Source organism: Jeotgalicoccus nanhaiensis, assembly GCF_015235105.1.
Lineage (GTDB): Bacteria > Bacillota > Bacilli > Staphylococcales > Salinicoccaceae > Jeotgalicoccus > Jeotgalicoccus nanhaiensis.
Genome location: NZ_JADGLW010000009.1, coordinates 48,034 through 61,373, shown reverse-complemented (window position 1 = coordinate 61,373; position 13,340 = coordinate 48,034). Strand labels below are relative to the sequence as shown.

Here is a 13,340-nt window from a genome sequence, read left to right as displayed (position 1 = left end):
GATAGATATAGTACACAGTTCAATATTTATTTCCTACAACTCACCGTGATTATATCGCGGTGTTTTTATTTTGCGTCTAAACTTTAGTTAAGAGAGCAGAAGCAAAATAATTGGAGGTAATCATATGAGCATGATCCAGGTAAAAGAACTTGAAAAGTCATTCGTCAGTGAACGCGCCCTGCGCGGTATTACATTTAATGTGGAAGCGGGACAGATTTTTGGGCTGCTTGGCCCGAGCGGTTCGGGGAAGACCACAACTATTAAAATTATGACAGGTGAATTTAAACCGTCGGGCGGAGAGGTGAATGTTAATAGCTACAACTATAAACAGTTCGCGAAAAATGATTATGTCAGCAGCCTTGGAATTTTATCTGATAAAAGTTCTTTGTATGAAAGACTGACAGTCAAAGATAATCTGGAGCTGTTCAGAAAACTGTACAATGCGCCGAAAGGGTCAGTTGAAAAAGTACTGAAAGATGTAGGACTCGAAAGTGAAATCGATAAAACTGTATCCAAGTTATCCAAAGGAATGAAGCAGAGAATTCTTTTATGTAAAGCGGTCATTCACAGACCGGCGATTTTATTTCTCGATGAGCCGACATCAGCACTCGATCCGACGACCACTGAAAAAATTCACGACATGCTTGAGGAGCTGCGTGATGACGGGACGACTATTTTACTCACGACACACAATATGGATGAGGCAACACGTCTATGTGATAAAGTCGCCTTTTTGTATCAGGGAATTATTCAGGACTCTGGGGCGCCATCTGACTTAAGGCATAAATACAAACGCGAGGAAGTCCATATTACTTATAACGACGGCACGATGAAAACAGTGGAGAAAAAAGAGGAAAACAGACAGCTGCTTAATAATGTACTGTTCAGCGAAGAAGTTGCCGATGTCAGAACAGATTTCCCGACACTTGGAGAAGTGTTTAAAAAAGTAACTGGTAAGGAGCTGGTTTAAATGAATATGACAAGAGCGATGGCAATATTTGAAAAAGACCTGAAAGAATTTATGAAAAATATGATGCTGTTTACATCGGTGCTGATTCCAATACTGATGGCGGTGTTCTTTTCAAGAGTGGGAATCGGCGCAGGGGCAGAAGGCGAAATGCCGCTGGAAATACTTGGGATTCTTGCAGGTGTCGTCTTTTCTGCCGTAATGTTCAGTGCGGTTATGACGATGATTGCTGAAGAAAATGAAAAAGATACGTTAAGAGGACTGCTGCAGTCGCCGGCGACAATTATCGATATTATTCTCGGCAAGAGCATGGTTGTGACGCTGATGACAATAATATCACTCGTTGCTTCAATTATAATTATCGGACCGGAAAACTACTGGACTGTGGAAAATATAATCAGTCTCGTGCTGACAGGACTGTTTTTCCTGAATGTGGGAATAGGGCTTGGCCTCGTTGTAAAATCAGTTGCGACGACATCGGTATATATTATTCCGATTATGTTTATCTTCGGTTTTACACCGTATATTGAAATGCTGGTTACAGATCCGGACAGCACAGCGGTCAAGATTGCAGAGTACTTTCCGATATATCAGCACATGTTTGTGCTTGAAGGCAGCGGCGGAGCAATGGAATTTATCATTCTAGCTGCCTGGGTCGCGGTGAGCTTCCTGCTCGTGCTGTGGGCATTTAATAAACGTAAAAATGATGAATAATATGTAAAGAGCACCGAAATCCTGCGGGTCCGGTGCTTTTTTAATGTATGGACGCCGCAGTTTTCGCAGCGGCGACACCCGGTAAAACCAGAACACCCTCAAGCTCACTCCTCATGCCAATCTTTAAAAATATCATCAATATTCACCTTTGTTATATGATAAAATAACACACATATATATTTCGAAAAAAATCTGGCAAAGGACTATGAACTATGCATTATGAAATCGCACCAGCAAAAATTAATTTAACTCTGGATACGCTGTATAAACGCGATGATGGTTATCACGAAGTCAGCATGGTGATGACAACTGTCGATTTAAACGACAATTTATCATTTGAAAAGCGTAGAGACAGAAAAATCATCATTGAATCCGATCATCAGTTCGTGCCGACTGACCGGCGCAATTTGGCCTATCAGGCGGCTCAGCTGATGATGCGCCGCTACAAAATTAAAACGGGCGTCACGATTAACATCGATAAGCATATTCCAATTGCTGCAGGTCTTGCCGGCGGTTCTGCCGATGCTGCCGCGACGTTCAGGGGAATGAATGCGCTGTACAATCTCGGTGTCGGACTCGATGAGCTCGCGGCCTTATCATCAGAACTCGGTTCCGATATTCCTTTTTGTGTATACGGCGGCACTGCGCTCGCAACCGGACGCGGCGAGATTATCGAACGGCTGCCAAGACCGCCGCATGCATGGGTGGTGCTGGCAAAACCGTCTGTCAGTGTGTCTACAAAGACAATTTACGGCGCACTGAAACCTGGAAAGAATAAGCCGGCATCGGAGTTAATGAAAAAAGCAATTATAGACGAGGATTACGAACAAATACTCGGAACATTGAAAAATGATCTTGAAGAAGTAACGGTGAAAAAATATCCGCAGGTCAGAAAACTGCTCGACAATATGAAAGAATCGGGCGCTGACGGTGCGCTGATGAGCGGCAGCGGGCCGACCGTGTTCGGCATCGTCAGAAAAGAACGCCAGTCTATTCATCTGTACAACGCAATGAAGGGGTGCTGCGCTGAAGTTTATCGAATTAGATTGCTGGGATAAGTATTAAAATCCGAACTTATATGGTAAAATCAATACCTATAATACGGTTTAGGAGTTAGACTATGAAATATAAACGCAGCGAACGGCTGGTCTACATGACCCAGCATTTAATTACGAATCCAAATAAATTGATACCCTTGACGACTTATGTCGATAAATTCAGCCAGGCTAAGTCTTCTATCAGTGAAGATATACGCATTATTAAAGATGTCCTCAATGCTGAGGGTTTAGGTGTGCTTCAAACGACGGCGGGCGCGAACGGCGGCGCGATGTTCATCCCTAAAATAAGTATAGAGCGTGCAGAGAATATTATCTCGGAATTTAAAACGGAACTCGAAGCGCGCGAGCGTCTTCTTCCGGGCGGCTACTTATACATGTCGGATATTATGGGCGATCCGAAGATGATGAATGATATCGGTGATTTGATTGCGACGATGTACGGTGAACTGGAAATTGATTCAGTCGTCACAATTGCGACAAAAGGAATTTCGCTCGCCAATGCTGTGGCGCGCAAACTGAATGTGCCGGTGGCCGTTATCCGTAAAGATAACAAAGTGACGGAAGGTTCTACAGTTTCGATAAACTACGTTTCCGGCTCAACGCGTAAAATTGAGACGATGGTGCTGTCAAAACGCACGCTTAAAGAAGGCTCCAACGTTCTTGTTGTGGATGATTTTCTCCGCGCCGGCGGTTCGATTACCGGTGTGACAAATCTGATGGAAGAATTCAACGCGACAGTGGTCGGTGTCAGCGTGCTGGTTGAAGCAAAAGAAGTTGCGAACCGCAGATTTAACGATTACACATCATTGCTTAAAGTATCAGAAATTGATGAATTTAACGAATCATTTGTAGTTGAAGAAGGAAACTGTTTAGATTACATTACAGGCAAGTAGATTTATTTTAAATTACGGAGGATGATTAAGATGCAGCCAATTAATTCTGACAAAGCACCAGCAGCAGTAGGACCATACAGCCACGGAGTGAGAACGGGGAATTTATTCTATTCTTCAGGCCAGGTGCCGCTGACATTGGAAGGGGAGATTGTTTCAGACGACGTCGCTGAGCAGGCAAGACAGGTTCTCGACAATATTGGAGCTGTACTGGAAGCGGCCGGTCTCGGCTACAGCAATATTGTAAAAACGACTATTTTTATCGCCGATATGAACGACTTTGGAGTGATTAACGAGGTTTACGCTAAGTACTTTACGGGTAAATTACCTGCAAGATCATGTGTAGAAGTTAGTCGTCTCCCATTAGATGCAAAAGTGGAGATCGAGGTCGTTGCATCTTTCGAGTAACTGTTGATTTGAGTGGGGTTCTAAGCTAGATAGGTTTTACACAGAAGATCTAAAACACAAATCTATGGAGGAACAGACACATGAAAATAACAGACGTAAGACTAAGAAAAGTCAACAATCAGGATACAAGAATGAAAGCTCTCGTTTCTGTAACATTTGATGAGTCATTTGTTATTCACGATTTACGTGTAATAGACGGTAATAACGGACTGTTCGTTGCGATGCCGAGTAAGCGTACGCCGGATGGAGAGTTCAGGGATATTGCCCACCCGATTAATTCCGGCATGCGTCAGCATGTACAGGAAGAGGTAATGCGTGTTTACGAGGAAACTGCTGACCCTGCTGAAGAAAAAGAGGAAAAGGCGAGTGAGCCGACTGTGGAATCAGACCCGGCTGATGATGAAGAAACACCGGAACACGTTGATGAAGAGACCGCCGATGGTTCAAACACTGCTAAAGAAGAAAACGTGAAAAATGAAGATTCTCCAAAAGTATCGGAAGATACTGCAGAAAATGATAAATAGATAGAGAAAGTTTAGGCCGGGCCGGTGTGGTCCGGCCTAAGTTTCGTCTTGAAAGATACCATGGACTGAAATATAATTAGAATATCGTATTATAATGGGGGTTAATTATGCAAACGAGAGTGATTATTGTTGCTGCAGGTGTCGGCAAGAGAATGAATTCAAAGAAACCGAAAGTATTGCATGAGGTCTGCGGAATTCCGATGATTACGAGAGTAATTAACACCGTGAAAACGGCGGGAATCAGTGATATCCGCGTCGTGTCAGGTTCAGGGCAGGATGCGTTTGCTGAAATTCTGCCGGAGGACGTTAAAATAACAGTCCAAAAAGAACAACTCGGCACGGCACATGCTGTTAAGCAGACAGCGCCGGAACTCAGTGAAGCTGAAGGCGAGACACTGATTATCTTCGGGGATACGCCGCTGATTTCTGCAGAAACGGTCAGAAATTTAATCGCTGACCATGAAAAAACGGGGCTGAAAGCAACAGTTTTATCAGCCTATGCAGATAATCCGACTAATTACGGCCGCGTGCTCCGTAAAGAAAACGGCACGGTCAAAGAGATACTGGAAGAAACTGAAATCACGCCTGAACAGAAAGAAATTAAAGAAGTCAGCGCAGGCGCTGCTGTTTTTAATAACCGTGAACTGTTTAAAGTGCTCGATAAAATTTCGAATGATAATCCTGAACAGGAGTATTATCTGTCTGATGCCATCGGTCTTTTGAGCAGTAAAGGTGCCCGCGTCGGTGCGTTTGTCACCCCGGATAAGAATGAAATTATTAATGTGGACAACCGTCTGCTTTTAGCACGTGCCTCAGAACTTTTAAGGCAGCGTATCAACGAGCGGCATTTGGAACAAGGTGTGACAATTATCGATCCTTCGAACACATACATCGATGAAAGTGTTAGAATTGGTATGGATACTATTATTTATCCTAACACTGTTATTAAAGGCGATACGGTAATCGGAGAAAATGCGATTATTTCGGCCAATTGTGAAATCAGCAACAGCGTAATCGGCGATAAGGCGGAAATTAAACATTCTGTAGTAACCGATGCAGAAGTCGGCAGCGGCACAACCGTCGGCCCATATGCGCAGCTGCGTCCGGGAGCGAAACTGGGAGAAGCTGTGAAGATTGGAAACTTTGTTGAAGTTAAGAAATCGGAGTTAAAAGACGGCGCGAAAGTATCGCACCTGAGCTATATCGGCGATGCGTTCATCGGCGAACGCGCAAATATCGGCTGCGGCGCGATTACTGTTAATTACGACGGGGTCAATAAGTTTAAAACGACCGTCGGAGCAGATGCTTTTATCGGCTGCAACACCAATCTTGTAGCGCCTGTATCGGTAGGAGAACGTTCTATTACAGCGGCAGGGTCGACGATTACGGACGATGTGCCTGATGACAGTTTGGCGATTGCACGAAATAAGCAGACGACAAAAGAAGGCTATTATAAAAAATAATACTTGGAGGATCAAAATGTTAGCTTCTAGTAATCAAAACAAAAATTCTAAGATGAAATTATTTACGTTGACAGGCAACGAACCATTAGCACGTGAAATTGCGGAACATATCGGTATCCCGCTTGGTAAATGTACTGTAAACCGCTTTTCGGATGAAGAAGTCCAGGTCAACGTTGAAGAAAGTGTGCGCGGCTGCGACGTATTCGTTATTCAGCCGACAAGCCAGCCGGTAAATGAAAACCTGATGGAATTGCTGATTATGCTTGATGCGCTGAAGCGCGCGTCAGCCAACACAATCAATGTTGTTATGCCGTATTACGGCTATGCCCGCCAGGACCGTAAGAGCCGTGCACGCGAACCAATTACAGCGAAGCTCGTTGCAAACATTATTGAAACTGCAGGTGCAGACCGTGTGATTTCACTTGATCTTCACGCCCCTCAAATTCAAGGGTTCTTCGATATTCCAATCGATCATCTGATGGGAGTACCGATTTTAAGTGATTACTTCCTTGAACATGAAGGTATTGACCTTGAAGAAGTAGTTATCGTTTCGCCTGACCACGGCGGAGTGACCCGTGCCCGCCGTATGGCAGACCGTTTGAAAGCTCCAATTGCAATCATCGATAAACGCCGTCCGCGCCCGAATGTGTCGGAAGTAATGAACATCGTTGGAGAAATTAACGGGAAAACCGCAATTATTATCGACGATATTATCGATACAGGCGGAACGATTAAAACAGCAGCGCAAGCCTTAGTGGACAAAGGTGCCAAAGATGTTTACGCATGCTGTACGCACCCGGTGCTGTCAGGTCCGGCAATCGAACGCATTCAGGACTCTGTAATTAAAGAGCTTGTCGTAACCAACTCCATCCAGCTGCCGGAAGAAAAGAAAATCGAGAAAATTACGGAATTGTCTGTTGGCGAACTGCTTGCTCAGGCGATTGTGAGAGTCCACGAACAGGAATCAGTGAGCATTTTATTCGACCAAACATGATAATTTAGCAGTTTTTTTACAAACTGCTGTATTTTGTGGTATTATAATGCGTGGCTATGTGTTAGGATAGGCGTTATTATAATAGACTTGTATTAGATGAAAGGTGGAAATAATTATGGCTAAATTAGCCTCAAACTCAAGAGCTGAGAAATCAAAACAGTCAGAACTTAAAGAATTACGTCAAAATGGTAAAGTGCCTGCTGTCGTATACGGTTTTGAAACAGAAAATACATCATTATCAGTAGATGAGAACGAATTTATTAAAGTAATTCGCGAAGTCGGACGTAACGGGGTTATCGACCTTGAAGTTGCTGAAGGAACTACTCAGGTAATGGTTAACGATTATCAGTTCGATGCACTTAAGAACCAAATTACTCACATCGACTTCATTGCAATCAATATGCAGACTGAAGTAACGGTAGAAGTACAAATCGTTCTAGCGGGCGAAGCACCGGGACAAAAAGAAGGCGGCGTTCTTGAACAGCCATTATTCGAAGTGTCTGTAACGGCTAAACCGGCTGATATTCCAGAAACTATCGAAGTGGATATTTCTGAACTTAACATCGGAGATTCAATTCACGTTGAAGACATCCGTTCTAAAGGTAACTTCGTGATTGAAAACGAAGATACTGATGCATTAGTAATCGTAAGTGCGCCAACTGAAGAGCCGGAAGAAGATGAAAACGCTGAAGAAGAAAGCGTGGAAGTTGAAGCAACTGCTCAGAAAAATGATCAGGCGGACGAAGAGTAATAACAAGAAAAATAACAACGGCGGTGGACTTTCCATCGCCTTTTTTAACGTTGATGAGGTGATGGAATGAAATGTTTTATCGGTCTCGGAAATCCGGGTCCAAAATATGAAAAGACACGTCACAATATCGGATTTATGGCGATAGACAGATTGAGCAGTGATACTAACATCGATCTTGATAAAACGAAGTTTAAATGTCATTACGGCACAGGTTTATTAAACGGAGAAAAAGTGATGCTCGTTAAGCCGCAGACTTTTATGAATTTATCAGGTGAAGGTGTGCGCCCGCTCATTGATTACTACAATATTGAACTTGAAGATATCGTCGTTATTTACGATGATCTGGACTTGCCGCTTGGCTGGATCCGTCTGCGTCAAAAAGGGAGCGGCGGCGGGCATAACGGCATTAAGTCACTGACGCAGCATTTCGGAAGTGAAAAATATAATCGTATCCGTCTCGGTATTGAGCGCCCGCCCGCAGGTATGCCGGTAACGAATTATGTGCTCGGTAAATTTTCTGAAGCGGACTCGAAAATACTGGACAAGGTGCTCGATGCATCCAGTGAAGCCTGCCGGAGTTTTGTTACGGCACCGTTTTTAGACGTGATGAACAAGTATAATGGTGATGTCAATGCATAAAAAAATAAGCGCTAGAATACTAAACGATGAACGCGTCAAAGGCATTTTAAATTACAAGAGTGATAAAAATCTGCTCGTCACAGGTGTAAATGATGACTTTAAACCGGTCCTGCTGAAAGAACTGACACAGAATTCAGAGGAACCTCAAGTCGTTTTTGTTGAAAACAACCATCATATGGAGAAGCTCGCCAACAGTATGATGGACGTTATGGACAATATATATACATTCCCTGTCGGCGATATTATGATTGAAAGTTTATCAAAGCAAAGCCCTGATTTTATGAAAGCAAGAATGACTGCATTATATGCGCTTGCTCATGAGAAACCAGGGCTCTTTATCGTACCTGTACACGGGCTTTTAAAACCTCTGATGCCAAAAGACAAGCTGCTGTCCTACGAAAGAACGCTGCAGCTCGGCGGCACGGTAAATTACGATGAGCTGATAGAATTTCTCGTCAGCCTGGGATATAAGCGCATGAATCAGGCTCAGAACTTTGGTGAATTTGCGGTCCGCGGCGATATCTTTGATATTTACATGCATGACTCTTTTCTCCGCCTGGAACTTTTCGATGATGAAATTGATTCGCTCCGTCTGATTGACCCTGAAACACAGCGGTCTCTTCAGAATATCGACAGCATTACGCTGGAACCATATGCAGAGTATATTGTTGAGGCGAGCGAGCGCGAAGAGCTGCTCGGTAAAATTGATGAATTATACGAACAGACCGCTGAGGGGCTTGAAGGTGTAACGAAAGAAGCTCTGGAGGAATATTATGATGTTGTGACGCATCCGGATCAGCTGGTGAACCACCTTGCGCAGTTTGCGCATCTTTTGGAAGATCACGATAAATCGCTGCTTGACTATTTAACGCCCGCTCACCGGGTGTTCGTCGATGACGTCAATGCCGTGAAAACTTCTTATGATTCGGAGTTTGAAGCAGTGCATAACTATTTCGCTTCAGTGATGGAAGCGGGACAGATGTTCACCGGGGCAGCTAATTATCTGGAGGGTCAGTACGAGCGTCTGTTAAATATTAAAGGCGTGACATATTTTAATTTATTTATGAAGAGCATGCCTGTCGCTATCGGTGAAATGATTAAAATCTCTGTTAAACCGACGGAAATCTATTATGGCCAGTATGATATTCTCGCATCGAATTTAAACGGCATGCTGGACAACGATTATTTAGTCAACATTATACTGCGCGATGAAGATGAACTGAATAAGACGAAACAGCTGTTGGAAGACTTAAAGATACCGAGCTTTATTAACGATATCCCTGAAGATTCGGGAATAGTACTGACTACAGGCAGCATGGCGACAGGATTTATTCTGCCGTATATGAGCGCTGCGATTTTAACATCGAAAGAACTGTACAATAAAGTTCAAAAGCGCAAAAAGCGTAAACAGAAAATATCTAATGCTGAAAAGATTAAATCCTACCAGGAATTAAATGTCGGGGACTACATTGTCCACGTGCATCACGGGGTCGGACGGTATCTCGGCATAGAAACGCTGCAGGTCGGCGGTATTCACAGTGATTATATGAAATTGCAGTACAAAGGGACTGATCAGCTTTACGTGCCGGTGGACCAGATGGATCTCGTGCAAAAGTATGTTGCGAGTGACGACGGTTCGCCTAAAATGCATAAACTTGGCGGCGTGGAATGGAAAAAAACGAAAGCCAAAGTTGAAGCGAACGTCAACGATATTGCTGAAGAATTAATCAGGTTGTATCAGGAACGTGCACAGTCGAAAGGTTTCCAGTTCAGTCCGGACACCGAAATGCAGGAAGCGTTTGAAGCGCGCTTCCCGTATGAACCGACGCCGGATCAGCTGGCAAGCGTGCATGAGATTAAGAAGGATATGGAAGATCCGAAACCGATGGACCGCCTCTTATGCGGCGATGTCGGCTACGGTAAAACTGAAGTCGCAATCAGAGCTGCTTTTAAAGCGGTGCAGGATGGCAAACAGGTGGCATTTTTAGTGCCGACGACGATACTTGCCGCCCAGCACTTCGAAAGTCTGATTGAGCGGATTGAAGATTATCCTGTCAATGTTGCGATGATGTCGCGCTTCAGGACGGCAAAGGAAAACCGTGAAACAGCAGAGGGCTTAAAAGAAGGCCGCATTGATATCGTAGTCGGCACGCACAAAATACTCGGCAAATCGATTGAGTATAAAGATCTCGGCCTTTTAATTGTCGATGAAGAACAGCGTTTCGGCGTCAAACACAAAGAAGCAATTAAACAGATGAAAAATAATGTCGATGTGCTGACTTTAACTGCGACGCCGATTCCGAGAACTCTCCATATGAGTCTGACGGGCGTTCGGGATTTATCAGTAATAGAAACGCCGCCTGAAAACAGGTTTCCGGTGCAGACTTATGTTTTGGAATATAACGGGAATTTTGTTAAGGAAGCAATTGAACGGGAACTTGCGAGAGGTGGCCAGGTGTTTTATCTGCACAACAGAGTCGACACAATTTATAACAAGCAGGCGCACGTTGAAATGCTGGTGCCGGATGCATCGGTCGGTGTTATGCATGCCAAGATGACGGAGAAGCAGATCGAAGAAACGATGCTCGATTTTGTCAATGGTGAATTTGATGTTTTAGTCACAACGACGATTATTGAAACCGGTGTGGATGTGCCGAATGCCAATACGCTGATTATTGAAGATGCCGACCGCTTCGGCTTAAGCCAGCTGTACCAGTTGCGCGGCCGGGTCGGCCGTAGCAACAGAATCAGCTATGCATATCTCTTCCATCAGCCGAATAAAGTGCTGACGGAAGTGGCGGAAAAACGTCTCGAAGCCATTAAGGAATATACAGAACTCGGCAGCGGTTTTAAGATTGCTATGCGCGATTTGAATATCCGCGGCGCCGGTAACCTGCTCGGTAAGAACCAGTCAGGATTTATCGATTCGGTTGGTTATGAGATGTACAGCGACATGCTTGAAAGTGCAGTCCAGGAAAAACAGGGGATTGAACAGGAAGAAGAACCGGTCAATATTCCGATTAATATTGAAGCGGATGCCTATATTCCAGCGACTTACATTACACATGAACAGTCGAAAATAGATATTTACAAACGTTTAAGAAAAGCGAATTCACTGGCGGATATCCAGGATATTGAAGATGAGCTTATTGACCGTTTCGGTGAATACCCTGAAGAAGTCGTGAATTTAATCGAACTCGTAAAAGTGAAGGTTTACGCGCTTATGTTCGGTATTTACAAAGTGTCGGAAGATGCGCGGCATTATTATCTGAACGTTTCAAAAGCCGCGACGGAAGAAATCAGCGGCGAGAAACTGTTCCAGGATACACAGGATTACAGCAGAATATTGAAAATTTCAGTTAAAGACGGGGAAATCCGTTTAACGATCCGTTCTAAAAATATTAAGGAACTCGTTAATATTATGAGCGCAATACAGGACAGCAGAATGGAGGCAGTCAGATGAACACGATAAGAATTATCGGGCTCGGCACATCGGACACCGATAAGATGCCGCTCGGCGTTTACAAAGAGCTGAAAGCCGCCGGGAAAATATATGTGCGCACGCTGGACCATCCCGCAGTAAAGATGCTGGAGGATGAAGGGTCCGAAGTTATAAGCTTTGATTCTTACTATGAACAAAATGATACTTTCGAAGACACCTACGAACGCATTACAAACACCCTGCTGAAAGCAGCTGAAGCAGAAGATGTACTCTACGCAGTGCCGGGTCATCCGATGGTCTATGAAACAACGACGGAACGTCTTTTGGAGGCCGGTAAAACTGGCATAGTCCATGTGGAGCTTGCAGGCGGACAGAGTTTTATCGATGATGTGATTACAGCGCTTAAAATACCGGTGAATGAAAACTTCCAGCTGCTGGACGGGACGGCGCTCGATGTACAGGACCTTGATTACAGAAAACATACACTCATTACTCAGGTCTACGATCAGCTGTCTGTCAGCGAGGTGAAGGTCACGCTGCTCGAGTATTATAATTATGATGCTCCGGTATTTCTAGTGGACAAGGCCGGCAGTATCGATGAAAAAATTATCGAGAGCACAATTGCAGAGATAGACTTTCATGTGCCGGACTCCAATCTCCTGTGCATGTTTGTGCCGAGAGCGGCCGGGGAACAGTACGATAACAAGTCGCTCGGGCATATGATTAACATTTTTGACAAACTCGTCGGTGAAGACGGCTGTCCGTGGGATAAGGTGCAGACTCATGCATCGCTTGAACGGTATTTGCTTGAGGAGTCATATGAAGTTATTGAAGCCATTGAGAAAGAAGACGATGACGGTCTGGTTGAAGAACTTGGAGATATTCTTCTGCAGGTAGCACTTCATGCCGCCATCGGCAAGAAAGACGGCTACTTTGACTTTTATGACATACTTGCTTCGCTGAATAAAAAAGTAGTGCACCGTCACCCGCATGTCTTCAGCGATGAAACAGTTGAAAATATGGATGACTTAAATAAAGTCTGGACGAAAGCTAAAGAAGCGGAAGGCAAGAAGCCGAAAGTGAAGCATGAAAAAGAATATGCTGAAGCGATGCTGAAGTGGATGAAAGAAACAATTCACAAAGATATACCGCTGCATGACATTATTACAGAGGATGATGATTATGAGACTCGATAAATTTCTAAAAGTATCAAGAATCATTAAACGCCGCACGCTTGCAAAGGAAATCAGCAGCGAAGGGCGCATTGAAGTAAACGGGCGGCCCGCCAAAGCAAGTACAGCACTTGCAGTGGGGGATACGCTTAAAATCCGTTTTGGCCGCAGTATTGTGACGTATGAAATACTGGAACTGAACGAGAAAGCGAAAAAAGATGAAACAGACCGGATGTATAAAGTTCTAAATGAAGAGAAAATTGAAAAAGAATCAGATTTTTAATAGATTGTCACGTATTTTTCCTGTATCTTGTATAT

At 44.1% G+C, this 13,340-nt stretch carries 12 protein-coding genes and 1 pseudogene; all 13 read left to right on the top strand.

Going from position 1 to position 13,340, the window contains the following annotated elements; all coding sequences use genetic code 11:
- The first annotated feature begins 124 nt into the window (after nt 1-124).
- The 13 genes and pseudogenes from IR135_RS10390 to IR135_RS10330 all read left to right on the top strand — a co-directional run bounded on the left by IR135_RS10390 (nt 125) and on the right by IR135_RS10330 (nt 13,305).
- On the top strand, nt 125-970 hold the full coding sequence (locus IR135_RS10390; protein WP_135099156.1) for an ABC transporter ATP-binding protein: 846 nt from the start codon (nt 125-127) through the stop codon (nt 968-970).
- On the top strand, nt 971-1,681 hold the full coding sequence (locus tag IR135_RS10385; protein ID WP_135099155.1) for an ABC transporter permease: 711 nt from the start codon (nt 971-973) through the stop codon (nt 1,679-1,681). It abuts the gene before it with no gap.
- 212 nt (nt 1,682-1,893) lie between these two features.
- Nucleotides 1,894-2,739 (top strand): 4-(cytidine 5'-diphospho)-2-C-methyl-D-erythritol kinase, encoded by an 846-nt coding sequence (ispE, locus tag IR135_RS10380; protein WP_135099154.1) that lies wholly within the window; start codon nt 1,894-1,896, stop codon nt 2,737-2,739.
- A gap of 62 nt (nt 2,740-2,801) precedes the next feature.
- Nucleotides 2,802-3,632, top strand: a complete 831-nt coding sequence (purR, locus tag IR135_RS10375; protein WP_135099153.1) for a pur operon repressor — start codon at nt 2,802-2,804, stop codon at nt 3,630-3,632.
- A 30-nt stretch (nt 3,633-3,662) separates the two neighbouring features.
- Nucleotides 3,663-4,037: a RidA family protein gene (locus tag IR135_RS10370; protein WP_135099152.1), complete on the top strand. Its 375-nt coding sequence runs from the start codon at nt 3,663-3,665 to the stop codon at nt 4,035-4,037.
- A gap of 80 nt (nt 4,038-4,117) precedes the next feature.
- Nucleotides 4,118-4,420, top strand: a pseudogene (gene spoVG / locus IR135_RS11600) (septation regulator SpoVG); the annotation flags it as partial.
- Nucleotides 4,421-4,668: 248 nt separating this feature from the next.
- Entirely contained in the window at nt 4,669-6,024 is a 1,356-nt protein-coding gene (gene glmU / locus IR135_RS10360) for a bifunctional UDP-N-acetylglucosamine diphosphorylase/glucosamine-1-phosphate N-acetyltransferase GlmU (RefSeq protein WP_135099149.1), read from the top strand.
- Between the two features lie 16 nt (nt 6,025-6,040).
- Complete coding sequence (locus IR135_RS10355; protein ID WP_115883851.1) at nt 6,041-7,018, top strand: ribose-phosphate diphosphokinase; 978 nt, start codon at nt 6,041-6,043, stop codon at nt 7,016-7,018.
- A gap of 115 nt (nt 7,019-7,133) precedes the next feature.
- Nucleotides 7,134-7,769, top strand: a complete 636-nt coding sequence (locus IR135_RS10350) for a 50S ribosomal protein L25/general stress protein Ctc (RefSeq protein ID WP_135099147.1) — start codon at nt 7,134-7,136, stop codon at nt 7,767-7,769.
- 66 nt (nt 7,770-7,835) lie between these two features.
- Nucleotides 7,836-8,408, top strand: a complete 573-nt coding sequence (pth, locus tag IR135_RS10345; protein ID WP_135099145.1) for an aminoacyl-tRNA hydrolase — start codon at nt 7,836-7,838, stop codon at nt 8,406-8,408.
- Nucleotides 8,401-11,871: a transcription-repair coupling factor gene (gene mfd, locus IR135_RS10340; RefSeq protein WP_135099143.1), complete on the top strand. Its 3,471-nt coding sequence runs from the start codon at nt 8,401-8,403 to the stop codon at nt 11,869-11,871. Before pth ends, mfd begins: the two co-directional genes overlap by 8 nt.
- The gene (locus IR135_RS10335; protein ID WP_135099141.1) at nt 11,868-13,046 is read left to right on the top strand and encodes a MazG nucleotide pyrophosphohydrolase domain-containing protein; all 1,179 of its coding nucleotides are present in this window, start codon (nt 11,868-11,870) and stop codon (nt 13,044-13,046) included. Before mfd ends, IR135_RS10335 begins: the two co-directional genes overlap by 4 nt.
- Nucleotides 13,033-13,305, top strand: coding sequence for an RNA-binding S4 domain-containing protein (locus IR135_RS10330; protein ID WP_115883856.1), 273 nt, complete (start codon nt 13,033-13,035; stop codon nt 13,303-13,305). The genes IR135_RS10335 and IR135_RS10330 overlap by 14 nt, the downstream gene beginning before the upstream one ends.
- Nucleotides 13,306-13,340: the final 35 nt, after the last annotated feature.